At 72.9% G+C, this 26,470-nt stretch carries 25 protein-coding genes and 1 pseudogene; 14 read left to right on the top strand and 12 right to left on the bottom strand.

Going from position 1 to position 26,470, the window contains the following annotated elements; all coding sequences use genetic code 11:
• Positions 1-91 precede the first annotated feature (91 nt).
• From ABZX11_RS38035 to ABZX11_RS38020, 4 genes and pseudogenes are all read left to right on the top strand, one after another.
• A pseudogene (locus ABZX11_RS38035) lies at positions 92-211 on the top strand (IclR family transcriptional regulator); the annotation flags it as partial.
• Between the two features lie 176 nt (positions 212-387).
• Entirely contained in the window at positions 388-2,166 is a 1,779-nt protein-coding gene (locus ABZX11_RS38030; RefSeq protein WP_354922696.1) for a glycosyl transferase, read from the top strand.
• Between the two features lie 21 nt (positions 2,167-2,187).
• Positions 2,188-3,033, top strand: a complete 846-nt coding sequence (locus ABZX11_RS38025) for a DUF4397 domain-containing protein (RefSeq protein ID WP_354922693.1) — start codon at positions 2,188-2,190, stop codon at positions 3,031-3,033.
• Positions 3,023-3,616 carry a class F sortase gene (locus ABZX11_RS38020; RefSeq protein WP_354922690.1) on the top strand — a complete coding sequence of 198 codons (594 nt, stop codon included), beginning with the start codon at positions 3,023-3,025 and terminating at the stop codon, positions 3,614-3,616. The genes ABZX11_RS38025 and ABZX11_RS38020 overlap by 11 nt, the downstream gene beginning before the upstream one ends.
• 69 nt (positions 3,617-3,685) lie before the next feature.
• Here ABZX11_RS38020 and ABZX11_RS38015 read toward each other — a convergent pair whose 3' ends face one another.
• Positions 3,686-4,663: a YncE family protein gene (locus ABZX11_RS38015; RefSeq protein WP_354922687.1), complete on the bottom strand. Its 978-nt coding sequence runs from the start codon at positions 4,661-4,663 to the stop codon at positions 3,686-3,688.
• A 417-nt stretch (positions 4,664-5,080) separates the two neighbouring features.
• A complete protein-coding gene (locus tag ABZX11_RS38010; protein ID WP_354922684.1) occupies positions 5,081-5,398 on the bottom strand; it encodes a hypothetical protein in 318 nt (105 codons plus the stop codon).
• Positions 5,399-5,657: 259 nt separating this feature from the next.
• On the opposite strand from ABZX11_RS38010, the gene ABZX11_RS38005 reads away from it, so the two are divergent.
• Positions 5,658-6,434, top strand: coding sequence for a hypothetical protein (locus ABZX11_RS38005; RefSeq protein ID WP_176169585.1), 777 nt, complete (start codon positions 5,658-5,660; stop codon positions 6,432-6,434).
• A 25-nt stretch (positions 6,435-6,459) separates the two neighbouring features.
• Here the strand turns inward: ABZX11_RS38005 and ABZX11_RS38000 are convergent, their stop codons facing one another.
• Together ABZX11_RS38000 and ABZX11_RS37995 are read right to left on the bottom strand one after the other, a co-directional pair.
• The gene (locus ABZX11_RS38000) at positions 6,460-6,759 is read right to left on the bottom strand and encodes an EthD family reductase (RefSeq protein WP_354922681.1); all 300 of its coding nucleotides are present in this window, start codon (positions 6,757-6,759) and stop codon (positions 6,460-6,462) included.
• 49 nt (positions 6,760-6,808) lie between these two features.
• Positions 6,809-7,453, bottom strand: a complete 645-nt coding sequence (locus ABZX11_RS37995) for a TetR family transcriptional regulator (protein ID WP_254896614.1) — start codon at positions 7,451-7,453, stop codon at positions 6,809-6,811.
• Between the two features lie 102 nt (positions 7,454-7,555).
• Here ABZX11_RS37995 and ABZX11_RS37990 point away from each other — a divergent pair, with 102 nt between their 5' ends.
• From ABZX11_RS37990 to ABZX11_RS37980, 3 genes are read left to right on the top strand one after another with little or no spacing between them, the layout of a single operon-like run.
• A complete protein-coding gene (locus ABZX11_RS37990) occupies positions 7,556-8,044 on the top strand; it encodes a 2Fe-2S iron-sulfur cluster-binding protein (RefSeq protein ID WP_354922678.1) in 489 nt (162 codons plus the stop codon).
• Positions 8,041-9,036: a xanthine dehydrogenase family protein subunit M gene (locus ABZX11_RS37985; protein ID WP_354922675.1), complete on the top strand. Its 996-nt coding sequence runs from the start codon at positions 8,041-8,043 to the stop codon at positions 9,034-9,036. The genes ABZX11_RS37990 and ABZX11_RS37985 overlap by 4 nt, the downstream gene beginning before the upstream one ends.
• A complete protein-coding gene (locus ABZX11_RS37980; RefSeq protein WP_354922672.1) occupies positions 9,033-11,255 on the top strand; it encodes a xanthine dehydrogenase family protein molybdopterin-binding subunit in 2,223 nt (740 codons plus the stop codon). The genes ABZX11_RS37985 and ABZX11_RS37980 overlap by 4 nt, the downstream gene beginning before the upstream one ends.
• A 40-nt stretch (positions 11,256-11,295) precedes the next feature.
• Here ABZX11_RS37980 and ABZX11_RS37975 read toward each other — a convergent pair whose 3' ends face one another.
• Positions 11,296-13,416 carry a DUF6351 family protein gene (locus tag ABZX11_RS37975; protein WP_354922669.1) on the bottom strand — a complete coding sequence of 707 codons (2,121 nt, stop codon included), beginning with the start codon at positions 13,414-13,416 and terminating at the stop codon, positions 11,296-11,298.
• 264 nt (positions 13,417-13,680) lie between these two features.
• Between ABZX11_RS37975 and ABZX11_RS37970 the strand changes: the two genes are divergently transcribed.
• From ABZX11_RS37970 to ABZX11_RS37955, 4 genes are read left to right on the top strand one after another with little or no spacing between them, the layout of a single operon-like run.
• On the top strand, positions 13,681-15,432 hold the full coding sequence (locus tag ABZX11_RS37970) for a M6 family metalloprotease domain-containing protein (protein WP_354922666.1): 1,752 nt from the start codon (positions 13,681-13,683) through the stop codon (positions 15,430-15,432).
• Positions 15,429-16,154: a hypothetical protein gene (locus ABZX11_RS37965; protein WP_354922663.1), complete on the top strand. Its 726-nt coding sequence runs from the start codon at positions 15,429-15,431 to the stop codon at positions 16,152-16,154. The genes ABZX11_RS37970 and ABZX11_RS37965 overlap by 4 nt, the downstream gene beginning before the upstream one ends.
• Positions 16,151-17,047, top strand: coding sequence for a RimK domain-containing protein ATP-grasp (locus tag ABZX11_RS37960; RefSeq protein WP_354922660.1), 897 nt, complete (start codon positions 16,151-16,153; stop codon positions 17,045-17,047). The genes ABZX11_RS37965 and ABZX11_RS37960 overlap by 4 nt, the downstream gene beginning before the upstream one ends.
• Positions 17,035-17,334, top strand: coding sequence for a hypothetical protein (locus ABZX11_RS37955; protein WP_354922657.1), 300 nt, complete (start codon positions 17,035-17,037; stop codon positions 17,332-17,334). The genes ABZX11_RS37960 and ABZX11_RS37955 overlap by 13 nt, the downstream gene beginning before the upstream one ends.
• Positions 17,335-17,348: 14 nt before the next feature.
• On the opposite strand, the gene ABZX11_RS37950 is transcribed toward ABZX11_RS37955, so the two are convergent.
• Positions 17,349-17,987 carry a phospholipase gene (locus ABZX11_RS37950; protein WP_354922654.1) on the bottom strand — a complete coding sequence of 213 codons (639 nt, stop codon included), beginning with the start codon at positions 17,985-17,987 and terminating at the stop codon, positions 17,349-17,351.
• Entirely contained in the window at positions 17,984-18,937 is a 954-nt protein-coding gene (locus ABZX11_RS37945; protein ID WP_354922651.1) for a VOC family protein, read from the bottom strand. The genes ABZX11_RS37950 and ABZX11_RS37945 overlap by 4 nt, the downstream gene beginning before the upstream one ends.
• A gap of 154 nt (positions 18,938-19,091) precedes the next feature.
• Between ABZX11_RS37945 and ABZX11_RS37940 the strand changes: the two genes are divergently transcribed.
• Positions 19,092-20,069 (top strand): helix-turn-helix domain-containing protein, encoded by a 978-nt coding sequence (locus tag ABZX11_RS37940; protein WP_354922648.1) that lies wholly within the window; start codon positions 19,092-19,094, stop codon positions 20,067-20,069.
• A gap of 21 nt (positions 20,070-20,090) precedes the next feature.
• Here ABZX11_RS37940 and ABZX11_RS37935 read toward each other — a convergent pair whose 3' ends face one another.
• The 5 genes from ABZX11_RS37935 to ABZX11_RS37915 form a co-directional block, all read right to left on the bottom strand.
• Positions 20,091-20,744 carry a hypothetical protein gene (locus ABZX11_RS37935; protein ID WP_354922645.1) on the bottom strand — a complete coding sequence of 218 codons (654 nt, stop codon included), beginning with the start codon at positions 20,742-20,744 and terminating at the stop codon, positions 20,091-20,093.
• Entirely contained in the window at positions 20,741-21,586 is an 846-nt protein-coding gene (locus ABZX11_RS37930) for a G1 family glutamic endopeptidase (RefSeq protein ID WP_354922642.1), read from the bottom strand. The genes ABZX11_RS37935 and ABZX11_RS37930 overlap by 4 nt, the downstream gene beginning before the upstream one ends.
• A 98-nt stretch (positions 21,587-21,684) precedes the next feature.
• Positions 21,685-22,452, bottom strand: a complete 768-nt coding sequence (locus ABZX11_RS37925) for a BTAD domain-containing putative transcriptional regulator (protein ID WP_354922639.1) — start codon at positions 22,450-22,452, stop codon at positions 21,685-21,687.
• A 79-nt stretch (positions 22,453-22,531) separates the two neighbouring features.
• Positions 22,532-24,811 (bottom strand): hypothetical protein, encoded by a 2,280-nt coding sequence (locus ABZX11_RS37920; RefSeq protein ID WP_354922636.1) that lies wholly within the window; start codon positions 24,809-24,811, stop codon positions 22,532-22,534.
• 85 nt (positions 24,812-24,896) lie between these two features.
• Complete coding sequence (locus tag ABZX11_RS37915) at positions 24,897-25,505, bottom strand: TetR/AcrR family transcriptional regulator (RefSeq protein WP_354922633.1); 609 nt, start codon at positions 25,503-25,505, stop codon at positions 24,897-24,899.
• A 107-nt stretch (positions 25,506-25,612) separates the two neighbouring features.
• Between ABZX11_RS37915 and ABZX11_RS37910 the strand changes: the two genes are divergently transcribed.
• Positions 25,613-26,437 carry a hypothetical protein gene (locus ABZX11_RS37910; protein ID WP_354922630.1) on the top strand — a complete coding sequence of 275 codons (825 nt, stop codon included), beginning with the start codon at positions 25,613-25,615 and terminating at the stop codon, positions 26,435-26,437.
• Positions 26,438-26,470 lie beyond the last annotated feature (33 nt).

Genomic DNA, 26,470 nt, shown 5'->3' with positions numbered 1-26,470 from the left:
GGGGCCGGGCCCCCCCCCGGGGGCCCCCCCCCCACCCACGTCGAGATGCGGAGCCGGCCGCCGTCGGGCCGTACGCGCCTTCCTCACCCACGAGGGGGATGCGGTGCGGCTCGGGCTGCGGCTGTTCGAAATCGGCCAACTGGCCTCACCCCGCCACCGGCCGGCCGATGCGGCCCGGCCGTACGTCGCCGACCTGCGCGAAGCGTTGCGCCGCCGGCCGACGGGGGTCCGCGAAGACGGGATCGCGTCGGCCCGTGCGGTCTCCGGATCCACTCCGGACAGGCGGAAAAAATCTTGCGGGACAACGCTTTTCCGGCCATTGGGCCGACCGGCTGACGTGACCGTCCTGAGCTGGACGGGTGATCGGGAGCGGCTACGATCCGTCCAATGGCCCAGCACAGCCGGGAAACGACGCTCTCCGGACCGGTGGCCGCGCACCGGTTGCTGTCGCTCGACGTCGTGCTCGCGCTGCTGGCGCTGGCCGGCGCCCTGCGGGTGCTCTACCTCGCCGCGCCGACACCGGCCCTGCCCGCGGAAGCGGCGAACGTCGCGCACGCCGTCGCGCTCCGGCACTTCACGGCGTTCACCGACGCGGGCGGCGCCGGGGTCAGCCCGTTCGGCTGGTGGCAGCTTTCGGCCTGCGCCACGGTCTCGGACGCCTTCGGGCGCTCGGTCACGGCGCTGGTGGCGGTCCGGGAAACGATGCTCCTCGTCGCCGTGCTCGGCGCGCTGCTGCTGTGGGTCCTGGCCCGGCGGCTCGGCCTGACGCGCTGGGCGGCGGCGGCCGCGGTGCTGCTGCTCGCGGCGTCCCCGCTGGCGCTCGGCCTGCAGCGGCTGGTCGTCGTCGAACACCTGGCGGCGGTGTGGGCGCTGGGTGCGCTGGTGCTGCTCACCCGGCCCGACGCCCGGATCCGGCACGACGTGCCGGCCGCGGTCTGCCTGCTGGCGGCCGTGCTCACTTCGCCGTTGGCGCTGGTCTTCCTGCCCGCGGCCGGCTGGCTGCTGGTGCGCCGCTCGCCCGTGCGGGCCGCGCTCGTGGCGGTGCTGCTCAACCTCGGGCTCGGCATCGCGTTCGGCCCGGCGGCGGGGCTCCTGCGGCCGCAGCTGGCGGCTTCGGGCCGTCCCTCGGTCGCCGACTGGGTCGCGCTCGACCCGGCCTGGGCGGTGCTGTCGACCGTCGCGCTGGTGGCCGCACCGGCCGTGGCCGCGCTGCGGCCGTTCGCGGTGTCCGGACTGCTGCTCGTCGCGGCCCTGCTCGTCCCCGGCGTGCCGGACACCGCCGTGCTCGCGCTGCTGCTGCCGGTGACGCCGCTGCTGCTGGCCGGAGTAGTGCAGGCCGTGACGCGGCAGCGCCGCCCTTCCCACCGCTGGGAAGGGCGGCGCGGGACCGCGGTCGCCGCGGTCGTGCTCGTCGCGGTGGTCGCCGTCGGCTGGGGGTACGGCTACCCCGCGCAGCGGCCCGCGGCCGACCGGGGCGGCCCGCTGGCCGAGGCGCGGGACTGGCTGCGGGCCAACGGTTCCGGCGCCCGCGTGCTGGTCGACGACGGTGCCTGGGCCGAGCTCGCGAAGGCGGGCTGGCCGACCGGCGCGCTCGTCGCGGCCGCCGCGTGCGCGACGGGCTGCCCGCCCGCCGAGTGGGCCGTCTTCGCCGCCGACGAGACCGGTCTGCGGGACCGCTACCCCGCTCTCGACGCGGCTTTCGACGGCTCCGGCGCGACCGCGGTGTTCGGGACCGGGGAGGGCCGCGTCACCGTCTCGCGCCTCGGGCTGCCGCCCGCCGACCCGGCGGCGCCGTCGGAAACGTCGGCTCGCGCCCGCGCGGGCGAGGCCCTCCAGGCGTCGGCCCGGATCACCTTCACCCCGGACGCCGTCGTCCCGCTGCGCGCGGGCCGCGTCGACTCCCGGCTGATCGCGACGATCGCCGCGCTCGCGGCGCTGCAGCCGGTCCGGGTCGCGGCGTTCCCCGAAGTCCCCGGCGAAGACCCCGCCGGGCAACCCCGCCGCCGGGTGCTGCTCACCGGCGGCGAAGACGGCGCGGCCGCGTTCTACACCGGCCAGCGCGACCCGTTCCGCCCCTCGTCGGTCGTCCGGACCGGCGACGGCGTGCTCGTCACCTACCTGCTGTTCGCACCCCCGGGACTGCTCGTCCCGTTCTCCTCTCCCTGATCCGGTGAAAGAGGCCCTCCGATGCGCACCCTCCCCCAGCTCCTGCTCAGACCCGGCGGGGCGGCCGCCGCCGCCCTCCTGCTCGTCGCGCTGACGCCGGTCACGGCCGAGGCGGTGACCGCCCCCGGCCCGGGCGTCGGCTGGATCCGGGTCGGTCACCTCTCCCCCAAGGTCCCGCCGGTGGACATCTCCTTCGCGCCGTTCGGCCAGGCCGAGAAGGTCGTCATCCGCAAGGCGGGCTACGGCGCCGTCACGCCGTACTCCTCGCTCGACCCCGGGAAGTACACGCTGTCGATGCGGCCCGCCGACGCCGCGGCCGGCACCCCGCCCGCGCTCTCGGCGACGATCGAGATCGCCGAGCGGTCCGCCTACTCGCTGCTGGTGTTCGCCAACGGACCCGGCAGCACGCTCAAGGGCACCCTGGTCACCGACGACCTCACCGCGCCCGCCGCGGGCAAGGGCCGGCTCCGGATCGTCGAAGGGTCGGCGGCGATCGCCCCGGTCACGGTCGACGGCCCGGGCGTCCTGCTCGCCCAGGACGCGCCCTACGGCTTCACCTCGCCCTACGTCGACGTGCCGCAGGGACGCTGGCCGCTGCAGCTGCGCAGCGGGACGGCGAAGACCACCCCCGAGGTCGACGTCAAGGCCGGGAGTTCGACGACCGTGTTCGTCCTCGAGAACAACGGCGTGCTGAAGGCGAACCCGATCTCCGACGGCGCATCGCTGCCCGAGCCGCCGAAGCTGGGCGTCGAAACCGGCGGTGGTGGCACGGCTCCGCCGCCGGGGACGCCGCTGTGGCCGGCCTTCGCGGCGGTCGGGCTGCTGGCCGCGCTCGTCGTGGGACGCCGGGCGGCTCGTGCGCGGTGACGTCGGCGCGCTGCTCGTCGCCGTCCTGGTGGTGGCGGGCTGCGCCCCGGCTCCACCGCCCGCGGCGCCACCTTCGGCGGCGACCACCCCGGCGGAGACGGCCACCGGGCCGAAGCCGCTGCCCACCGCGGCCGAGGTCCGTCCGGTGCGGCTGCGGATCCCGGCGATCGGCGTCGACGCACCGGCGCTCGTGCCGCTCGGGCTGGGGGCGGACCACCAGCTCGAAGCACCGGCGCGCTTCGAAGACGTCGGCTGGTACGCCGCCGGTCCGGTGCCGGGCGACCCGGGGCCGGCGGTGATCGCCGCGCACGTCGACTCCCGGTCCGGCCCGGCGCCGTTCTTCCGGCTGCGCGACCTGCGCGACGGCGACGAAGTGTTCGTCGGGCGCTCGGACGGCCAGGAGACCCGGTTCGTCGTGGACGCCGTCCAGCGCTATCCGAAGAACGCGTTCCCGACCGACGCGGTGTACGGACCGGCGCCGGGCAGCGCCCTGCGGCTCATCACCTGCGGCGGCAGCTTCGACGCGGCGAAACGGTCCTATCGGGACAACATCGTCGTCTACGCCTCGACGCGCTGGGGCTAGTACGCCTTCGGCCCAGGGACTCCACTGTGGATGGACAGGCACCGTTCCGGGCCCGCGCCGCCGGGAGGGTCAGGACGTCACGGCCAGCCCCTCCGGTTCGCTGCCCACCGGGATGGTCGCCACCACCGTGTTCGTCGCGATGTCGATCACCGACATCGAGCCCGATGCCGAGTTCGTCACGAACACGTAGCTGGCGTCCGGGGCTGCCGCGACGCCTTCGGGCTCGTCCTGGACCGGGATCGATGTCGGCGGGTTGCGGCCCAGCAGCGACACCGTGTCGGATCCGGCGTTGGCGACGTACACCTGGCCTCGCGGGGTGACCGCCACCCCCATCGGGACCTCGCCGACCGGCTGGGTCGTCATCAGCGTCGGGCCGGTGGCGCTGATGGCGTTCACGCTGTTCGCGCCGGTCGCCGCCACGTAGAGGCGGTCGCCGGCCGGGCTGGTGGCGATGCCGGCCGGGAAGCGGCCGACCGGCAGCGTCGCCACGACCTGGTCCGTACCCGTGTCGATCACCGACACGGTGGCCGCGCCGTTGTTGGTCACGTACACCCGGCGCCCGTCGGGACTGGCGGCCGGGCTGTGCGGGAACCGGCCGACCGGGATCTGCCGCACGACGGTGTTCGTCCCGGTGTCGATCACCGAAACCGTGTCCGCCCCGAAGTTCGTCACGTACGCGCGCGAGCCGGCCACCGCGACGCCGAACGGGTGCAGGCCCACCGGAACCGTGGCCAGCGTGGAATACGTGCGGGCGTCGATCACCGACACGGTGTCGGAGAGCTCGTTGGTGACGTACACCCGGTCTCCGCCGGGCGCCGCGCCCACCCCGACCGGCGAGTGCCCGACCCGGACGGTGGCGACCACCTCCTGCATCCGGGTGTCGTAGACGGTGACGTTGTCGGAGCCGCTGTTGGCCACGAACACCTGCACCCGCGCCGGGTAGGCCTGCGCGACCGGGCACACCCAGGCGAGGGCCAGCAGCAGGGCCGCCAGCACCCCGGCAGCAGGCCGGGGCGAGCGCGAAACAGCGCCATTTCCGAATGACATGACCTTCTCCGGTTCAGCAGCCAACCTGACTGGTTCGAAAACGAAGGCTCTTCGGATTTCCTGATCGGACGCCTTCGGGGAAGCCGGTCGGCGAAGCGCTTGTGGCGCGCCGTTTCCCCGGCCGGGAGTCACGCTAACCGACGGTCCGGCGGACCTGCCACCGGAACAAGATCATGATCGCCTTGACGAGTGAACGCCGTGGTGGAACCCACTTTCTCGGCTCGTAAACCTTTTCAACCCGTCCGAGTGTCCCGCAATTATCTGGGAAATCCGTCCCGTAATACGGCGATCCGGATAGCTCACTATCCAGCGGAAGTGGGCTTCGTCGGCGGACGGCGGGCAGAGCGCCGTTGGCCCGCTTCGCGTGGATGCCGCCGAAACCGTGCTACCGCGCCGGCGCGAGAACGCGGCCTCAGGTCAGGTGGTGTTTTGGTGCTCGGAGCCGGTGTCGAAGTGGCGGTCCAGGTATTCCTCCGGCGGCAACGGGCTGTCACGGAGCAGCGAAAACACCTCACTCCCCGAGGCGAGCTCCACCAGCCCGGTCTCGTACCCCTGGGCCAGCCCGAGGTAGGTGGCCCCCATCGCCTCCGCGTACTCCCGGGCTTCCGCCTCGGCAGCGGCGAGCGCGCCCGCCATATCGGCCGCGCGCCACATCGTGAGCCGTTCCTCGTACGGACGGCGGCCAGCCTCGTTCCATTGGAAGACACACCGCACCGCGAACCATTCGTGCATCACGGCCCCGTCCTCACTCGCCCCGAGCCACCGCTCCGTGGGTCTGATGCTGCCGGACGGCCCGGATCCACCCGCCATTCCACTGTGGAGAGGCCCACCCGCCCCGGCGCAGCGGGTGGACGACCGTCCACTCTCGAGCGCCGGCGGACCGGCCATCCTGTCGCCGCGGTGTCGACGGATTGTCGACGCGCTCTGCGAGTGTGGCGTGTGCCGGGGCTTCCCGTCCGATGAAGACCGGCACGGAACTCCGGACGGAGGAAGCATGCGCACCATGTACGACGCCGTGACGGCGGCGCACATCCCCGCAACCGCGGCCATGGTCGCCGGCTACATCGACAGGATCAAGCTGGCACCCTGGACCGACGCCGACTGGGCGCGATTCCCGAACGCGGTGAAGGTCCAGATCGTCAAGAAAGCCACGACGAACGCCGGGCACGTACTCGACGTCGAACCCGGTGACGCCACGCCCGCGCAGGCCCCGGGCTGGGTGCGGATGCGCCGCGCCGCCGGAGCCGATCCGACGATCTACTGCAACACCGCCACCTGGCCGGCCGTCCGCAGCGCCTTCCGCTCGGCGGGGGTGGCCGAGCCCCACTACTGGATCGCCCGGTTCGACGGTGATCCGGCGATCCCCGCCGGCGCCGTCGCGAAGCAGTACCGCGCCAACGTCGCCCCCGGCTACGACATCTCCTCGGTCGCCGACCACTGGCCCGGCGTGGACACCGACCCCAAACCCAAGGCCTCGAAAGAAGGTTTCGACATGCTGGCTCCCGCCGCCGACGACGACTACATCTCGATCCCGTGCAACGGCATGGGCAGCCTGTTCGTCGCCTCCCATTTCGGCCGCAAGGTCACCGCGATCGAGGTCTGGGCCATCGGCGACACCCCCACCGACTCCGCCGGGTCACGCGTGACCTCCGTCGGCAGCGGCTTCGTGTTCGATCCCGACCGGCCCGGCCCGATCAGACTCCCGGCCAACACCCGCACCGTCAACCTCCGCTACCAGGCCGATCACCCGTTCACCGCCTGGTGCAGCTGACGACAGCCCGGGGCGGGCCCCGGGCTCAGCGGAGCGGGTAGTCGATGACCTCGGCTCCGCCGGTCGCGTAGTTCGGCACGTCCGCGGACACCGCCTTGCCCTCTTCGGACCCCAGCGCGGCGGCCATCGCCTCGGCCGACTCGAAGTCGGCGTGGAACACGGCGAAGTAGCGGGTCTCCCCGCCGCGGGCGGCTACGTCGAAGGAGTAGTTCGATCGCACGAGGCCGGGCAGCTTCGCCACCAGCGGCAGGTGGTTGCTGACGTAGTAGTCGCGGAAGTGGGCTTCGTCGGCGGGCGGCGGGTAGAGCACGGTGAGCCGGTGCATCGGGGTCCTTTCGCGGTGGTGATCGCTTCCAGCCTGGCACACCCCGGCCTCAGCGCAGGGACGGCAATCCGGCGGCCAGGGCGGCGAGCGCCCGCTTCAGCGTCGGGGCCAGTGGCACGCACGCCGCGGCGAGGTCCGGGTTCTGGGCGTAGACCTCGAGCAGCGTCGGTGGCGGGTTCGCGGCCGGGTACAGCATTCCGGCCAGGCCGGCGGCCGCCGCGACCAGCTCGAACGCTTCGCCCTCGGTCAGGGCCGGGTGCGCCTGGGCGACCACCCCGCCGAGGTCGGCGACGGCGCCCAGCACCACGCGCTTGAAGTCGCGCGCGGCGGCCACCGAGACGTTGTGCTCCAGCGACGTCGCGGTGTGGCCCATCAGGTCGCAGAACAGCGTGCGCTCGGCGAGCGTCTCGGCCAGTACGTCGACGACGTCTCCGCCGGCCGCGAGCCGGCGGGGGACCTCGGCCGCCCACTCGCGCCAGCACTCGGCGGCCAGCTCGAGGTAGATCTCCTCGCGGGTGCCGAAGTAGCGGGTGACGTTGGACTTGGCCAGCCCGACGGCCGTGGCCACGCCGCCCAGGGTCACGTTGCGCACGCCGGATTCGAGCGCGAGCTCACGGGCCGCCGCGAGGATGGCCGTGCGCCGCTGCTCCTTCTGCTCGGGCCGCCTGGCCCGCATGAACATCGACTGAGACATTTCTCAGCCATCATACGGTCCACTTAACAGAACATCGTTCTCTTGTTAAGAGGATGGCGTTCTGTTAACTTGGCGGGCACTCCCACGAGCGAAGGGGTCCATGTGGTCGAGGTGCGATTGCGGGTCAACGGGGTCGACGAGCTGCTCGACCTCCCACCACAGGTCAGCCTGCTGGACGCGCTGCGCGAGCGGCTCGGGCTGACCGGTACGAAGAAGGGCTGCGACCAGGGCGCCTGCGGGGCGTGCACGGTGCTCGCCGACGGCGAGCGGATCAACTCCTGCCTCGCGCTCGCCGTGCAGTACACCGGCCGCGAGATCACCACCATCGAAGGCGTCGACGACCCGCTGCAGCGGGCTTTCGTCCGCAACGACGGCTTCCAGTGCGGTTACTGCACCTCCGGCCAGATCTGCTCGGCCATCGGCATGCTGGCCGAACACAAGGAAGGCGCACCCAGCGCGGTCACCGAACACCTCGCCGCCCCCGCCGGCGAACTCACCGACACGGAGATCCGGGAGCGCATGAGCGGCAACCTGTGCCGCTGCGGCGCCTACAACGGCATCGTCCACGCCATCCAGGAGATCGCGAGATGAGGACGTTCACCTACCTCAGCGCCCCCGACGTCGAGACCGCCGTCCGGGCGATCGCCACCGAGCCGAACGCGAAGTTCCTCGGCGGCGGGACGAACCTCGTCGACCTGATGCGCGAGGGCATCGAGCAGCCCGACGTGGTCGTCGACATCACCCGGTTGCCGCTGACCGGGATCGACGAGCTGCCCGGCGGCGGCCTGCGGATCGGCGCGCTCGTCCGCAACAGCCGGCTGGCGGCCCACCCCCTCGTCCGGACTCGCTACCCGGTGCTCGCCCAGGCCGTCCTCAACGGCGCTTCGGCGCAGCTGCGCAACATGGCGACCGTCGGCGGCAACCTCCTGCAGCGGACCCGGTGCCTGTACTTCTACGACGAAGCGGCCGCGTGCAACAAGCGCACCCCGGGCAGCGGCTGCGCCGCGATCGGCGGGTTCGCCCGCAACGCCGGCGTCCTCGGGGTCAGCGACCACTGCATCGCCACCCACCCCTCCGACATGGCCGTCGCGCTGGCCGCGCTCGACGCGGAGGTCGAGGTCGAGAGCGCCCGCGGCGTCCGGCGCCTCCCGCTGGCCGAACTGCACCGCCTGCCCGGCACCACCCCGCAGGTCGAGACCGCGCTGGCCGCGGACGAGCTGATCACCGCGGTCGAGCTGCCCGCCCTGCCGGTGGCCGCGCACTCCCGCTACCGCAAGGTGCGCGACCGCGCGTCCTACGCCTTCGCCCTCGTCTCCGTCGCGGCGGCGATGGAGACCGAAGACGGCGTCGTGACCGACGTCCGGCTGGCACTGGGTGGCGTCGCCGCGAAACCGTGGCGCGCCCGCGAAGCCGAACGGATCCTGCTCGGCGCACCGGCGACCGAAGAGTCCTTCCGCCGGGCGGCCGCGGCCGAGCTCGCGCCCGCGGTGGGCCGTCCGGACAACACCTTCAAGATCGAGCTGGCCCAGCGCACGATCGTCGCGACGCTGCGCCGCCTGCTCACCGACGGGAGTGCGGCATGACCACGACCCTGCCCGCCACGGAGACCGGCACCGGCCCCGCCGTCGGCCGTCCGATCGACCGGGTCGACGGCACGGCCAAGACCACCGGCGCCGCCCGCTTCTCGGCCGAGTACGCCCTCCCCGACCTGGCGCACGCGGCACTGGTGCACTCGACGGTCAGCCGCGGCCGGATCACCGCGATCGGCACCGAGGCCGCGGCCGCCGTCCCCGGCGTCGTCGCGGTCCTCACCCACCTGAACGCTCCCCCGCTGAACCCGGCCCCGAAGGTGAGCCCGCTCAACCTCGCCACCCTGGTCTCCGGCACGTCGGTCGACTACCTCAACACCGACCAGGTGCACTGGGACGGCCAGCCGGTCGCGGTCGTCGTCGCCGACACCCTCGAGGCCGCGCGCGAAGCCGCCGGCCTGGTCACCGTCACCTACGGACCCTTGCCGTCCACTGTGGACTTCGCGGCCGAGGAGCAGAACGCCAAGCCGCAGAAGAGCAACCTGATCATGTCCGGCACGGCGAAGAAGGGGGACGCCGAAGCCGCACTCGCCGCGGCCCCGGTGGCACTCGACCTGCGGTTCACCACGCCGACGCACCACCACAACGCCATCGAGCCGCACGCGACCACCGCGGCCTGGGACGGCGACCGGCTGACCATCCACGACGGCACCCAGAACATCGACTGGCTCCGCACGCACCTCGCCATCCGCTTCGGCGTCCCGGCCGCGAACGTGCGGGTGATCGCCCCCTTCGTCGGCGGCGGCTTCGGCGGCAAGGGCATGGTCTGGCCCGGCACCATCCTCGCCGCGCTGGCGGCCCGCGCGACCGGACGGCCGGTCCGGCTGATGCTCACCCGCGAAGGCGTCTACCGCACGGTCGGCGGCCGCACGCCGTCCACCCAGCGCGTCGCCCTCGGCGCCGGCCCCGACGGCAGGCTGACCGCGCTCATCCACACCAGCGTGACGCGCACCGGCCGGGTCGGCGGCGGACCCGAACAGGTGACGTCGCAGTCGAAGCACCTCTACGCCGCCGAGAACATCCTCGTCCAGCAGAACCTCGTCGAGCTGGACCTGATCCCGAACACCTCGATGCGCGCGCCCGGTGAGTCGATCGGGACCTACGCGCTGGAAGCCTCGATCGACGAGCTCGCCTACCGGGTCGGCGTCGACCCGATCGAGCTGCGGATGCGGAACGAGCCGGCGGTCAACCCCATCGACGGCAAGAAGTTCGCCCACCGGATGCTGCGCGAGGCCTACGCACAGGGCGCCGAACGGTTCGGCTGGGCCGACCGGACACCGGAGCCGGGATCGATGCGCGACGGGCGGTGGCTGGTCGGGATGGGCGTCGCGTCGGCGTACCACCCGTCCTGGCAGTTCACGGCCAGCGTCACGGTCCGGCTTTCGGTCGACGGCACCGTCCTGGTGCGCTGCGGCTTCCAGGAGATGGGCATGGGCGGCGCGACGGCGCAGGCGCAGATCGCCGCCGACGCGCTCGGCGTGCCGTTCGACGCGGTCCGGGTCGAGTACGGCGACTCCACGCTGCCGGTGAGCCCCGGGGCGGGTGGATCCATGCAGACGGCGAGCATCGCCAACAGCCTGCTGGCCGCGTGCGCGAAGCTGAAGAAGGAACTGGACGCACTGGCGAAACGCTCGGACGCGGCCGGGATGAGCCCGGCGGCGATCCTGGCCAAGGCCGGCGTGCCGTCGGTCGAGGCCGCCGTCGGCTCCGACACCCGGTTCGGCCGGGTCGCCGGGCAGGTGAAGTTCATGGCGAAGTTCCTCCGCGACCAGCGACGCTGGATGAAGGCCGCATGCGGAGCCCAGTTCTGCGAGGTGCGCGTCGACCCGGACACCGGCGAGGTGCGCGTGTCGCGGTGGGTCGGGGTGTTCGACGTCGGCCGGGTGATCAACGCGAAGACCGCGGCCAGCCAGCTGCGCGGCGGGATCGTGATGGGCATCGGCATGGCACTGGCCGAGGAGACCCTGGTCGACCCGCGCACGGGCCGCATCATGAACCCGAGCCTCGCCGAGTACCACGTCCCGGTGCACGCCGACATCCCGCCGATCGACGTCAGCTACCTCGACGACCCGGACCCGACGATGCCGCTCGGGCTGATCGGCGTGGGCGAGGTGGGCATCACCGGCGTCGCGGGAGCGATCGCGAACGCGGTCCACCACGCGACCGGCAAGCGGGTCTACGACCTCCCCATCACCCTCGACAAGCTGCTGTGAAACCGGCCTTCTTCCCTGCCCCCCGTCGGCCGGGCCGCGATCACCGCGGTTTGGTCGGCGGGGTGGTGCCGGTCCGTTCGTCGCCGTAGCTCAGCCAGGTTCCGATCGGGGCCCGCTGGCCCACGCCCGGGCGGCTGTAGTCGCACACGCCGTCCGGGAACGCCGCCCGCAGCCGCTTGCGTTCCGCCGCGGTGAAGGTGACCGGGTAGTCGCGGAAGTCCAGCGGCTGCAGGCGGCACTTCAGCACGTCGAGCGCCAGGCTCTCCCCCGCGACCATCCGGGTGTCGGCCGCCACCGGGTACAGCGCGCCGCACCGGCCGGTCGCCGGGTACGTCAGCGGCTCGGTGATCCGCTCCGTCGGCGAGAGGTAGCAGCCGTCGGCGAGGTCGGCCGGGCGGTTCGCCAGGACTTTCTGCTGACGGCTCCGGTGCGAGCGGTCGGCGTCGATCGCGGTGAGCCAGCGGTCCATGGCGTCGAGCTCGTAGCCGCCGGCGGCCGCCGCTTCGGCCGCGGTGGCGTGGTTTTCGATGATGACCTGGTTGGCCGCGGTGCCGTTGGCCCGCAGCAGCCGCTGCCGCATCACGTAGGACCACTCGGTGGTGTGGATGTCGTTGCCGAACCCGGCGAAGTCGAGGTCGGTGCGCTGGTCGATGATCGGCGTCTCGCGCAGGCCCTGCGAGCCGGAGTTCACGATGTCCTCGGCGTACACCGTGGCCAGCGCCTTCGGGTCGGCGGCGATCCGCTGCGGCACGGGCGCTCCCGTGTGGTCGAGGCCGCCGATGCCGGCGTTGAGGTCGGCGAACTGCGCGGCGGTGATCGTCCCGGCCGTCAAAGCGGCCAGCCCGTACTGCACGCCGGTGGTGTCCAGGGGGCTGCGCACGAACCCGGTCCGCGGATCCCGGCCGAGCTGGTTGACCAGCTGCTCGTTCGAATTGCACTTCACCCCGCCCGGGTTGGTGACCGGATCCCACCGCGCCGGCACCGGGATGGCCGCGTTGCAGCTGCCGGTCGCCGTCGCGCGGCTGGCGAAGGTCTTGTCCCAGGAGACGCAGGTGTCGTAGCTGGCGAAGCCCGCGACGGCCTGCTTCTGCGCCGCGGTGAACGAGGCACCCGGTCCGGCGAAGTACCGCTCCAGCAGGCGGCAGTCCGACACCGGGCCGCCCGTGCTCAGCGGGTCCGGGAACGAGACGCCGGGGATGATCCCGTCGACGATGCCGGGGTAGTTCTCCGCGATGTCGTACTGCTGGATCGCCCCGCCCGAGCCACCCCAGCCGATGGTGTGCGCGATCGGGCCGTAGGTCTCGGCGAAGTGCTCCTTGACCATCATCGCCGCTTCGGCCGAGATGATCGGGCTGCAGTTGGTGTCCAGCACGTTCAGCGTCGAGGACGCGACCGCGTAGCCCCGGGCCAGGAACAGGTCGTTGACCACCCCGCCGGTCGAGGTGCCCTGGTGGTAGCCCGCGTTGCAGCCGCCGCCGAAGGTGTAGACCAGCTTCCCGTTCCAGCCGGCGTCCGGCGCGACGGGTGAGGGCGGGCCGTCGTAGAGCGCGGCGATCTCGTAGACGGCGCGGTCGATGGTGCCGCGCTCGAGGCGGACCACGTACGGCACCGCGTGTCCGCCGACGGTGGCCGTCGCGAGGTCCGCGGGCCGGGTCGCCGGGTCCGCCAGCGGCGCGAAGGTCCCCGCGGTGGTCCGGTACTGGTAGCTCACCTGGGTCGGCGCGCTGCACAGCGGCGGCGTCGCCGCGGGCAGGCCGAACTCCGTGGTCTCGCAGTAGAACGGGTGTTGCCGAGCGCCGGAGAAGACCGGCCCGGTGATCGGGTGGTTGGTGACGCGCAGGTCCGCCCGCCGGCCGGCGGCACCGGCCCTGAGCTCGTTGACGCCGTCGCGCAGGCCCGTCACCAGGCCCAGCAGGCTGCCGTCCGGCTGGGCGCGGAAGCTCGAGGTCACGTCGTGGCCGTTCGCGCTGACGGTGACCCGCCCGTCCGCCGGGGTGATCCTGACCAGGACCTGCCCGCCGCTGACGAGCGCGGGCCGCGGGTTGGAGACCGTCTCGATGGTCAGCGGCCGCCACGACGTCGCCGTCGCGGCCCCCGGCAGGAGCAGCGGCGCGGTGAGGGCGGCCACCAGGACGGCTGAGCGCAACGCACGGTTCGCCACCAGAGACTCCGCTCGCTAGTGGCACCGCACCGTCGCGACACCAGGCTGCAGCCGGTATAGCACCTGCGGCTCCGGCGGAACAACCACTGGTCCGAGAACGGTCGATTAATGTCCGCCCACCCCGATGTCCGGTGAATTCCGCCGTTTTCGGACCTCTTCGTCACGAATCGATGACTTTTGGCGTCTTCGGCCGCGTCCGATGTATTCCGCCGTCCGGTCCGGCGCACGGGAGGGCGTACCAGCGGTCACGAGGAGGGCCAAGTCATGGGAACACCGGAACACTGCTTCGTCGCGCCCCACCCCGATCTGGCGGATCGGCTCAAGGAAGACCTCGACCGCCTGCGGAGCGAGGCGCCGGAAACGCTCGCGGGCTACGTCGGCCCGGTCCGGAAACCGCGGGCGATCGGGCTGGACGACGGCACGATCATCCCGCCCGACGAATACCCGCTGGGCACGCCGGAGACGGTCATCCGCAACGCCGCCATGGAACGCGCGCCGCTGCGTGGCACCGTCCGGGTCATCGTCGTGCTGGTGGACTTCTCCGACAAGCAGCTGACCGCGACCGCCCAGCACTTCCACGACCTGTTCTTCTCCACCGGCGTCCTGCCGAACGGCAGCGTCAAGGAGTACTACCGCGAGGTCACCAACGGGCTGGTCGACATCGACGGCGACGTCGTCGGCACCTATCGGATGCCGCAGCCGCTCACCTGGTACGCCAACGGCAACTTCGGCATCGGCCGCCCCACCGGCACCACCCGCGCCCGCGACCTGGCGCGCGACGCCGCCGTCGCCGCCGACCCGGCGGTGGACTTCGGCCCCTACGACAACGACGGCAACGGTTTCGTCGACGCGTTCGTCATCGTCCACGCCGGCCGCGGTGGCGAAGAAACCGGCAGCCCCGGCGACATCTGGTCCCACAAGTGGGTCCTGCCCGCCGCCTACCAGGCCGACACGACGAAGATCTACGGCTACCTGACCATCCCCGAGGACGCGAAACTCGGCGTCTGCGCCCACGAGCTCGGGCACCTGCTGTTCGGGTTCCCCGACCTCTACGACGTCGACGACACCTCCGAGGGCATCGGCAACTGGTGCCTGATGGCGGGTGGGTCGTGGAACGGCGGCGGCGACGTCCCCGCGCACCCGTCGGCGTGGTGCAAGGCCAACCAGGGCTGGGTTTCGGTCACCGGCGTGACCACCAACCAAGCCGTCAGCATCCCGGACGTCAAGACGAGCCACAACGTCCTGCGGCTGTGGAAGGACGGCGCGGCCGGCTCGGAGTACTTCCTGGTCGAGAACCGGCAGAAGACCGGCTACGACGCCCGGCTGCCCGGCGAGGGCCTGCTGATCTGGCACATCGACGACGCCCAGCCGGGCAACACCGACGAAAACCACTACAAGGTCGGGCTGGTGCAGGCCGACGGCCGGCGCGACCTGGAGCTCAAGCACAACCGCGGCGACGCGGGCGACCCCTACCCGGGCAGCTCCGGCACCACCTCGTTCTCGCACACGACCACCCCGAACTCCGACTCCTACGCCGGCGTCGAGACCTGCGTGTCCGTCACCGGCATCTCGGCGTCCGCGGCGACGATGACCGCGTCGGTGACCGTCCGGTGCGGGAAGAGCCTGCTCAAGGACCTCAAGGACCGGCCAAAGGACCGCAAGGACCTCCCGAAGGACCTGAAGGAACCGTGGAAGGACCGCAAGGACGTCCGCAAGGAGTTCAAGGAGCCGATCAAGGACCGCAAGGACCACCTCAAGGAGCTCAAGGAACAGGAGTGGCCGCCGATCGGCCGCGCCCCCGGCGAGCAGGGTGACCTCGAGGCCGCCGTGGCCGACCTCGCCGCCCGCGTGGCGGCGCTGGAGGGCCAGGCCGCCGAGCCGTTCATCGGCGCGGAGCTGCGGCCGGACCTGATCGGCGGACCGGACTACGGCCGGGAGACCACGTCGGCGGCCGAGCGCATGGAAGCCGGGGACGCCGCGGCGAAGCGCGAATACGACTCGCCGCCGCGGTCATGACGGTCCTGATCCTGGCCGGCGGCGGGGATTCCGGCGCGGCGGCGGTGGCTTCGGCCGTCGCCGCCCGCCGGGGCGCCTGCGCGGTCACCGTCGTCTCGCCGCGGCGGCTGGCCGTGGCGAAACGCTGGGTGCACACCGTCGCCCCGGACGGCACCACCGCGACGGAGATCCGGCTGGCCGACGGCGGGTGCGTGCCGAGTTCGCCGTCCGCGGTGCTCACCCGGATCGACGGGGTCCCGCCGGTGCGGTTCGCGCGGGCCGGCGCCCGGGACCGCGACTACGCGGCGATGGAGCTGCACGCGCTGTTCGTCAGCTGGCTGGCCGGGCTGCCCTGCCCGGTGGTGAACCCGGTGAACGGCAACGGTTCCGCGGCTCCGGCGGCCCTGCCGTACTGGCTGCTCGCGGCGCGCCGGGCGGGCCTGCCGGTGGTCCACGCCGGACACACGGTCGGTACCCGCGCGGGCCGGTATTCGCCGCCGCCGGAGCGGGTTCCGGTGGGTTCGGTCCTGGTCGCCGGGCGGCACGTGGCCGGCGACCAGGCCGGGCGGTTCGGCGAAAGCTGTGCCGAGGTCGCCCGGGCCACCGGCTGCCCGCTGCTGGAGTTCCGGTTCGTCCGCGAGGCCGGCGCGGTGCGGTTGTCTATTGTGGACCCGCGGCCTGCCCTGCACGATCCCGCCGACGTGGCGGTGGTGGCGGGCTACCTGGTGGAGGTGGCGTCGTGATCCTCTTCTACGGCCGGGGCGAGGACACCCCGCTGACCCGCTGCGCCGAGACCACCGCCGAGCTCGGCGTGGACCACCGGTTCATCGACCAGACGGCGCTGCGCCACCACGACCTGTCCGTGCAGTACGGACCGGACGGCGCGGTCGGCACGGTCGTCCTCGGCGGCGAGCGCCTGGACCTCGGCGAGGTGACGGCGGTCTACGCGCGGCCGTTGGAGCTGCCGCCCGGCGGAAGCCACGAGGCCGCGTTCGACGAGGCGTTCGTCGAATGGCTCGACCTGACCGACGCGCTGGTGGTGAACCGGCCCTCGGCGATGCACTCGAACACGTCCAAGCCGTTCCAGGCGCGGCTGATCGCCGCGGCCGGGTTCGCCGTGCCGGACACCCTGGTCACCGACGACCCGGCCGAGGTCAGGGCGTTCCGCGAGCGGCACGGGCGGGTGGTGTTCAAGTCCGTGAGCGGGATCCGCTCGATCGTCACCGAGCTCGACGACCGCACCGCCGCGCGGCTCGAGCTGGTCCGGGCGCTGCCGACGCAGTTCCAGGAGTACGTGCCGGGGGTCGACGTCCGGGTGCACGTCGTGGGCGGGGCGGTGTTCCCGACCGAGATCGTCAGCCCGGCGCTGGACTACCGGTACGCGCGCCGGTCGGGGCAGAGCGCGGACCTCACGGCGGCCGAGTTGCCGGACCCGGTGGCCAAGGGCTGCGTGGAGCTGGCGGAGCTGCTGGACTTGGCCCTGTGCGGGATCGACCTGCGCCGCCGCCCGGACGGCGAGTACGTGTGTTTCGAGGTCAACCCGATGCCCGCGTACAGCTATTTCGAGGACGGCGGCGGCCAGCCGATCGCCCGCACGCTCGCCGAGCTGCTCACGGAGGCACGATGTCGCAGGTAAGGGACAACCTCACCGCGTTGACCGGCACGATCGAGGCCCGCCGCACCCACCCGGCGCTGCCCGGCCACGACGAGGTGCGGTTGCGGATCTCGGGTTCGGCGCCGGTGGAGGGCAAGGCCGACCTGCTGGCGGCCGCGGTCGGTGACGTGTTGGAGATCGCGGTGCCCCGGCGGTTGCTGGGTGATGCGGCGGTGGGGGCGCGGGTGAAGCTGCGGGCGGGGCGGGGGTCGTCGGGGTGGATCCTGGCGGAGCCGGATCCGGAGCCGGGGCAGTTCAGCGTCTCGTGACCGCCCCGGCCGCTTCACCGCACCGGGTGGGGCAGGCTGCGGATGAGCTCGCCCGCCGCGTGGCAGGCCTTGTCCGTCACGATGTGCTCTCCACCCGGCTCGATCTCCACGTCGGTCCGGGCGCCCGCCTCCTCGAACAGGTGGGCCGTCTCCAAGACCCGGCCGGCCGGGACCCACGGGTCCTCCGAAATGCTCCGCAGCAGCACCGGCACGCCGTCGAGCTCGTCTCCCGTCGGTGGCTCGATCGGGTCGGGGCCGATGAACCCGCCCGTCAGCAGCACCGCCGCACCGATCCGGCGGGGGCGGGTCAACAACAAGTGCGCCAGGAGGCACGCTCCCTGCGAGAACCCCAGCAGGACCACGTCTCCCAGCGCCGTTCCGGTGGCGAGGAGCGTGTCGATGCGAGCCTCCGTCGCCGCGAGAGCCTCGTCGAGGTGGGGTTGGTTGGCGGCCAGTGGCTGGAGGAACGGGAGGGGGTACCAGCTGCTCCCGGCCGCGGCCGGAGCGGTGAACCGGGCCGGCAGGGGGCCGAACCGGCCGGTCAGCTCGCGCATGGCCTCCGGCTGGTGCCCGCGGCCGTGCACCGCGAGCACCACCACCGGCGCCGAGGGCGGGCCCCAGGTCAGGACCCGCTGCTCGAGGTGGGCGTTCATCCGTCGATCGGCTCGAGGGCGGCGAGCAGTTCCTCGCGGCGGTCCTCGAACTGCTCCGGCAGCTGGAAGCGCCGGCCCAGCTCGTGCGGCGACTCGTCGCAGTCCCAGCCGCCGTCGGCGTGGGTGACCGCCAGCTCGAACAGCGCTCCGGCCGGCGAGCGGACGTAGACGCTCTTGAAGTACTTGCGGTCCTTCAGCTCCGAGATGTCGGTGTAGCCGCGGCCCTCGACCTCGAACTTCAGCTCGTCCTGGTTCTCCAGGGTGTCGGCGTTCCAGGCGAAGTGGTGGTGGGTCCCGGCGCCGTAGTGCCAGGTCCCCTGGTCGTCGGCGCGGTTGACGGTGATCTCCAGGTGGTTGCCGTGGGCCTGCTTGCCCAGCTGCACCGCGATCCGGTCGCCCTCCTCGGCCGGCTCGGACTGGGCGTAGAAGGTGTCGTTGGCGAACTCGACCGTCCGGTCCGGGGTCTGCACGTGGACACCGAGCCCGTGCAGCCCGTGGATCGCGTACTCCGGCGGGACACCGTGACCGGCGTGGCCGACCCGGTCGTCGCCTTCGTTGGCGACGAACACGTACTCGATGCCGCACGGGTGCTCGAACGCCAGCCGCCGCCGTCCGAAGACCTCCACGTTGCGGACCTCGACGTCGTGCTCGGTCAGCCGCCGGTGCCAGTGGTCGAGGCTGCCCTCGGGCACCGACAGCAGCACCTCGCGGCTCTGGTTGGTGCCGCGCTTGCCGTACAGCCCGGCCTGCGCCCACGGGAAGGTGGTGACCACGCTGGAGGGATCGCCGTTCGCGTTCGCGTAGTACAGGTGGTAGATCGGCAGCGAGCCGTCGAAGAGCACGGTCCGCTTGATGAACCGCATGCCCAGCACCTTGACGTGGAAGTCGACGTCCTCCTGCGCCCGGCCGACCGAGAGCGTGATGTGGTGGGAACCTTCGATGTAGGCCATGGCAGGCGTCTCCTCGTCGAGCTGCGAGCACTTCCGGCCCAACGCTAGGAGCCCGCCGCCGCCCCGGCATCGGGGAAACGTGCACGTCGATGTCGCCGATGCGCACGACCGCGGCGTACCCTGGCCGCGTTGCCCGAGCGTCCCAGGAGCGACCATGGCCGGTGCGTTGAGCCTGCTGCCCACCGGGCACGCCGTGCCCCGCACGGCGGCCAAAGTCGGTCCGGGTGTCTGGGAGCGGCAGGTCAACACCGGGGTCTCGCTACACTTCAGCTTCGAATTCGCCAACCCGAAGAGCTTCGCGGGCTCCATCACCCACCGGGCGGTGGGCGAACTCGGCCTGTTCGGCGTCGCCTGCCTGCGGCACACCGTCCACCGCCGTCCCGACGACCTCTCGCTCGCCGCCGACGCCTCCTTCCTGCTGACCCTGCAGCTGGCCGGGACCAAGCAGCTCACCCAGGACGGCCGCGCCACCACGCTGCGCGCCGGCGAGTTCGCGCTCTACGACTCCGAGCAGCCGCTGACCCTCGACGTCAGCGACGACTACCGGTCGGTGAACGTGCGCTTCCGCAAGGCGGCGGTCGGCGCGCACGACGCGGCGGCCTTCACCCACCTGGTGGCGCGGAAGTTCTCCGCCGAGCACGGCATCGCGCCCGTGGTCTGGTCGGCCGTCCTCGGCCTCGGCTCGCTGGCCCCGGCACACCAGCCCGCCGGGATCCTGCTGGCCGGCAACGTGCTCGACATGACGGCGACCATGCTGCGCGCCCACGCCGGGCTCACCGGCCCCGCCGAACCCGACGACCGCCTCCGGCGGCGGCACGCGGTGCTGGCCTGCATCGACCAGCGGCTGCCCGACCCGGAGCTGCGGGTGGAGACGATCGCGGCGGCCTGTTTCGTCTCGGTGCGCCACCTGCACGCGCTCTTCCGCGACAGCGGCCACACGGTGGCCGGCTGGATCCGGCACCGCCGGGTGGAGGCCTGCAAACGCGACCTCGCGGACCCGGCGGCCCGCGGGGTGCCGGTCGCGGCGATCGGCGCCCGCTGGGGCTTCGGCGACCCGTCCCACTTCGGGCAGGTGTTCAAGGCCGTCACGGGCCTCACCCCGGCGGAGTTCCGCCGCCGGGCGCTCGCCTGAGCCGCGCGCCAGGCGAGCCGGTCAGCCGGTGGTTCCGGGCGGGCGGGTGCACGCGGCCAGCACGGTGCCGCCCATCTTGATCCGCAGCTGGGTGGCCGTCGCCTCGCCGAACAGCTGTCCGGTCGGGGTCAGCGGCGGCGGCCCGGGGCACAGGATCGTGCCGTTGTCGCTGCGGTGGATGCCGAGCCCGGCGACCGAAGTGCCGGTGGGGGCGAAGACGAAGAACGCGTCCCCGGTCCCGACGCTGAACTGGACGGCCGGTGAGCCGACCGCGGCCGAGCCGACCCCCACCGTCAGGATCGGGCGCTCGACCGGCGGTGTCGTCGTGAAGTCCACAGAGGACACCGAGCGGTTTCCGGCGCCGGTGGGCGATTCGAGGATCAGGACGTGGTTGCGGGTCCCGATGAACATGTACCTCGACACGCCGAGGGTCTGGTGGAACACCGACCCGGTCGGGCCGCTCACCACCAGCCCTTGGACGCCGGCGGTGGTCCGGGTGACCGTCCGGTCACCCATCGTCGTGGCCGGCGCGGAGGACCAGGCGGTGGCGGCGCTGTTGTTGAACAGTCCGTTCGAAATGGTGATCGGGTCGGCCGCCACCGCCGGCGCCCCGGGCGTCACCACGGCGGCCAGGACCGCGCCCACCACGACGGCGGCGCGGCGCAGCGGGCTCATTGGTGCGCCCAGTTCACGGCGAAGTTCTGCCCGTTGCGGCTGGCTCCTTCGGTCGTGGCGTAGGTGATCGTCGCGTCCTGCTCCTGGATCCTGGTCCGCTGCCAGGTCGAGCTCGCGGTCATCGAGCCGCTGTGGCCGGCGTCGTCGGTGGCGACGCTGTTGCCCATCAGCGCCCGGCCGTAGTTCGCCAGCGGGAAGAAGTCGCCGGTCCCGAACCGGCCCACGTCCTCGGCGATCCACTCGGCGCTGGTGCGCGAGCAGGTGAGGCCGGCGGCGCAGGTCTGGGTGGTGGTGAAGCTCGTGTGCTGGGTGGCGTCGGCGACGGTGATCGTGAACCGGCCGGTGCCCGCGTCGTAGGTGACGTCCGCGCTCACCGAGTCGCCGGCGTTGATGGTCAGCACCGGCTGGATCGCGTTGGTCGGGAACATCTCCCACCACAGCTGGTAGACCGGCGTGCCGTTGACGCACCGGGCCGAGCTGCCGCCCTGCTCGACCGTGCCGTTGGTCCAGCCGTCGAAGCCGACCCAGAACACCGCCCAGGCGTCCGAGGCCGGGCAGGTGACCGGCCGCTGCGTCCACGACCCGTGCACGCGGGTGAAGGTGGCGGCGGGGGTGGCCAGTGACGTGATCGCGTAGCCGGCCCAGTTCCGCGAAGTCGCCTCGACCAGCGGGCCGGCGACCGCGGGCGCGAGCCCGCCGGTGTGCCGGGCCGTGCCGGCGACCGGGCTGCCGGCGTAGGCGAGAGCTGGTCCCGTGGCGTTCGCGGGCGCCGTGGCCCCGGCGCCGGACACGACCGCCACCGCCGCCAGGGCGGTGAGCGGCAAAAGCCGTCGAAGTCTCATGAAAATCCCCCTGGTTCTGCGAAAGCCGGTACCCCGGCCCGCGTCCACCCTGCCCAGCGGTGCTGAACGGGTCCTGATCGGGCGCTGAAAACCGGTGGTCAGCCGGCCAGCAGCCGGACGGCGAGTGCCGGCTGGTCCAGCGCCGGGTCCTGCCGCAGGATCGCGATTTCGAGCTCGCGCAGCCGCTGGTCCGGGTCGATGCCCAGGTGGTCGGCCAGTGCCGCGCGCAGCCTGCGGTACACGCCGAGCGCGTCGGCCTGCCTGCCGGTGCGGTACAGCGCGAACATCAGCTGCGCGTGCACCTGCTCGTCGAACGGGCGTGCCAGGGCCAGCCGCTGCAGGTCCGGTTCGAGCTGGGCGTGCTCGCCGAGGGCCAGCCTGGCCCGGACCAGGGCCAGCTGGGCTCGCGTGCGCAGTCCCTCCAGCGCTTCGGCCTGCTCGTCCAGCCACGGCACCCCGCCGACGTCGATCAGCGCACGGTCCCGCCACAGCGCCAGCGCGGCACGCAGGTCCGCGGCGTTCTCCGCCGGGTCGGCCCCGCGCTCGCCCCGCCCGACCAGGCGCCGGGCTTCGGCGACGTCCGTCGCGTCGGGACCGAGGTCGAGCAGGTACCCGGGCGGCCGGGCGATGATCGCGGTCCGGTCGCCGAGCACCCGCCGGAGCGCGGACACGTGGCTCTGCAGGGTGTTCGGCGACACCCCGGCGGCCCGGTCACCCCACGCGGCCCGGACGAGCCGTCCGGTGCCGGCGATCCCTTCGCCGTGCAGGGCGAGGACCGCGAGCACCGCCCGCCGCCGCAGTCCGGTGACCGGGATCGGCACCCCGCCGACGACGGCGTCGACCGGGCCGAGCAGTCTGACGCGCACGTGACCTCCCGTCCGTCGCGGGGACGAGCCGGTCCCCGCTACCGGACGGTCGCACGTGCCGTCGACAATCCGTCGACAGTCACGGCACGCGCGTCGGCGGGCTGAGGCTCATCGCCCCCGAGCCGGGCGGGCCGACCGTGACGCTCGCGCGGTAGGTCTGCCGCACGCCGCCGCGGGTGACGCGGATGTCGTACACCGCGGACTTGAGGAACTTCTCGATCAGGCCCTGGTCGAGGGCCAGCCGGGTGATGATCTTCTTGTCGCCGCTGGTGAGCATGCCGCGGATGAACGGCGAGAGCTCTTCGCCGTTGAAGGTCGTGTACGCGACCGAGAACTCGACCTCGGCACCCCCCTTGAACTCCCGGCGCATGAACCCTTCGATGTGGTTGTTGGCGAACTGGTTCGCCCGCTCCGGGGCCAGGAAGATCGGGTACGCCTCGCGCCCGAGCCCCGGACCGTGGATGTGGTAGCGGATGTAGTCGGTCAGGCCGTACTTGCTGCCCAGGTGCAGCAGCGACTCGTCGCCGCCGCGGGCGAGCGCGGCGGCGACCCGGCTCCAGTCCAGGGTGCGGCTGATCGTCTTGATCCGGGACACCATCTGCGAAAGCACCAGCATGCCCTGCACGCGGTTGCGGGCGATCGCCGGCAGGCCGAGGAAGGCCAGGTTCAGGAGGAGATCGACCTCGACGGCACCGCGCTGCCCGGCCCGCCCGGCCGCGCGCCCGGCGGGCAGCAGCGCCGTCCACTTCGTGCCCTGCAACGCCGAACCGGCCCGGCCCGCGGTCCGCGCGAGCCCGGACGCGGCGGCGGGCACGTAGGGCAGCGCGCTCGTGATGAGCGTGAACACCATCGCCGCGCGCTTGGCGTCCGCCTGCTCGCGGGCCGCCTGGGCGGCGTCCTTGCTCGCCATCCGGGCGGCGGCGGCCGCGCCCAGCACGTCCGCCTGACGGCTCGCCGCGACCGAGTCGGCCACCGCGCCGCCCGCGGCGGCCACGTCCATCACCGCGAGGAACGCACCGGCGGCGGGCGCGGCCGGGGTCAGCAGCGCCAGCATGGCGACCACGTTGGCCACCGCGAGCCCCAGTTCGGCCTGGGCCTTCGCCTTCTCGGCCTCGGTGATCTTCTTGTCGTAGAGGTCGACGAAGTACTTCACGCCGGCCGCCGACCAGTCCCGCCTGCCGGGCTCGCCGCCGAGCAGGCGGCTGATCGACGGGGCGAGGATCTTCCAGTCCACCTTGCCCGGGGTGCCGAGCATGGTGAGGAACGTCTTGGCGTCGGCGGCGTTCTGCTGCGCGGTCCGGATGATCGCGTCGGTCGCGACGGCCTCGGATTGCCCGGACAGCGCGCTGACCGACCGCAGTTCGTGCCGCTCGTGCAGCACGGCGAGGTTGGCGTCCTCGGCCAGCATCGCCGCCATCAGCTCCTTGAACGTCCCGGCGTTCTCGGTGCACTGGCGGTGGACGTCGCGCAGCACGCCGAGTGCGACGTCGTCGATGTCGCCACCCCGCTTGCGTTCGGCCGCCACGTCGAGGTTCGGGTCGAACAGCACCGGCGAGAGCTGCTCCCCTGGCGGTGCTCCCGCGTCCGTGCGGGCGGCGTCCCCGCCACCGGGTCCGGGCAGCAGGGTCGGCGCCGGTGCGGCCGGCGGTCCCGGCGGGGCGAGCAGGCTGATGTCGGTGCGGCGCACGCCCACCTGCGCGCCGCGCAGGATGTCGGGCCAGTTCTCCAGGAAGTCGACGACCGTCGCCGCGTCGACCAGGCTGCCGGCGTCGGCCAGCGGCTTGGGGACGGTGCCGCGGCTGACCAGCCGCTCCTTGTCCTCGATCCCCTCCGGGCCGCTGTGGTCGGCCGGCATCCTGGACTGGTTCTCCTTGGCCTTGTCCTCCTTGGCTTTCCGCAGCTCCTGGGCGAGGTTTTCGAGCCGGACGACCTGCGAGCCGAGCGTGGCCTGCGAGAGCGAAACGGTGTCGGCGGCGAGCGCGGACAGCAGCGGCCGGGCGGCCGCGACCGGGTCGATCTTCTCCTTGGTGACCGACCGGTCCCACAGCTCCTGGTACGCCGGGTCCGCGATGGCTTCGGGTAGTTGCAGGCCGAGCTTCGCCCAGAGGCCTTCGAGGGTGCTGTTGAACGGGATGAGGCTGTCGAGCTCTTTCCTGATCGGCGCGGCCTGGCTGGTGTCGACCTGCCGGGACACCGCCAGCGCGCCCGGGCGCCGCAGGAACCGGCCGACGGCCTGGTTGCCGGCCAGCCGCTGCAGCCGCAGGAGTCCCCCGTCGCCGGATCCGGCCGGGTCGCGGTGCGGGCCGGCCGGGTGCGCACGGGTGACCGGTGGGGAGGTGCCCTCCAGGTGCTCCGCCATGGGCCTCACGGTACGTCCGCGGTGTCCGGTTCCGCGCCGTCCGGCAGCCGCCTTTGCGGGCAGCGCGGGCTGCCCGCAAAGGCAGTCAGGCGTAGAGGGTGGTCCGGATGATGTCGGTCAGGGCCTCGACGACGGGCCCGTCCTGGGCCGGCTCGGCGGCGCGGACGAGCTGGTAACCCGCGCGTTCGACCATCCAGGTGAGGATGGCGGCGGTCTCGGCCGGGCGGACCGGGCGCATCACGCCGGCATCCTGGCCGCGCTCGATCGCCGCGCGGGTGGCGTCGATGATCGCCTGCATCAGCGTGCGCACCTCGGCCGCGACGGCCGGGTCGTAGGCCGCGGTCTCGGTGATGATGGTGAAGGCGGCGGCGCGCCGCCGGTAGACCGCGACGATCGCCGTGAGGGCCGCGGTGAGGCCGGCCGGGTCGGCTGTCTCCCACCAGGTGCTCGACACGTCCCGCAGCTCGGTCAGCACCGACCGGGCCAGGCGCCGGACGAGGTCGCCCTTGTCCTCGAAGTGGACGTAGAAGGTCGAACGGGAGATGCCGGCCGCCCCGGCCAGCCGCTCGACGCTGAGCTCGGTGAAGGCCTCGCCCGCCGCGACGAGGTCCTCGGTGGCGGCGAACAGGCGTCGCTCGAGCTCTTCCCGGCGGTCCTGGCGCTTGCGGCCGGTCGGGCGGGTCACTGAAGGCACGTCCGGATCATAACCGGACAGCAAATCCGGACACGGTGTCCGGACACCGTGTCTTGACGTCGTGTCCGAGTCCGGCGCATGCTGGGCCGAACGACCTGGGAGGCGGCATGGCGGTGTGGTGGGTCCTGTGGGGAATCGGCGTCCTGAACGTCGTGGCGCTGGCCGCGAGGATGGCGGTGCTCGCGATCCGGAAGCACTACGGCAGGAACGACATCGAACTGTTCACGCCCGTCCTGGGCGCCTCGGCCGTGGTGACCGGGACCGTGGGCGGCGCGAGCGGTGTCGTCCTGATCCTGGTCTCCGGCGCGAGCGCGATCCTCGTCGCCGGCACGGTCCTCCAGCTCGTCTTCCCGGCGATCATCGCCGCGCTGCTGCTCATCGGGTGGTGGTTCGCCCGCCGCGAGTCCCGTGTCGCGAACCGGCTTCTGCCCCGGGAGAAGGTGCTCGAGCTGATCGGGGCCGGCCTCGTGCACTCCTTCGTCCGGCGTGACGGCGTGCTCGAGGTGGCCCTCGACCCCCTCTCCGACGAGGGCCGCCGGCTGCGGCAACGCCGGGCCGCTCCGAAGGACTACCTCGTGTTCGTGGCCGCCGCGGACGAGCTGCTCGCCGACGGCCGGATGATCCACTACGACGACGAGACCGGGGACGGCCCCTCGTCGACGAACCACCGGTGGATCACCGTCGAGGAAGCCGCCGCGCTCCTGGGCACCGGCAAGGTCGCGACCTTCTCCTACGGCAGCGGCTCCGATCCCGGCGACGGCCGGACGGCGTTCCGCGGCACGCCCACCGGCATCGGCCTGTTCGACCACGGCTGGGTGCGCTTCATGGCGATCGCCCCGGAACGGGAAGCGGCTCTCGTCCCGCTCGCCCGCGCCGCCCACGCGAGCCACGGAAGCCCGCAGCTGCGCGTCGACGGCCGCTTCGAGCGGTAGCAGGGCCGGGGTGCCGGGCGCGGCACCCCGGCT

The sequence above is a fragment of the Amycolatopsis sp. NPDC004169 genome, from assembly GCF_040610315.1.
GTDB lineage: Bacteria > Actinomycetota > Actinomycetes > Mycobacteriales > Pseudonocardiaceae > Amycolatopsis.
The sequence above is the reverse complement of the archived record's forward strand: the minus strand, read 5'-3'. Positions and strand labels throughout refer to the sequence as shown.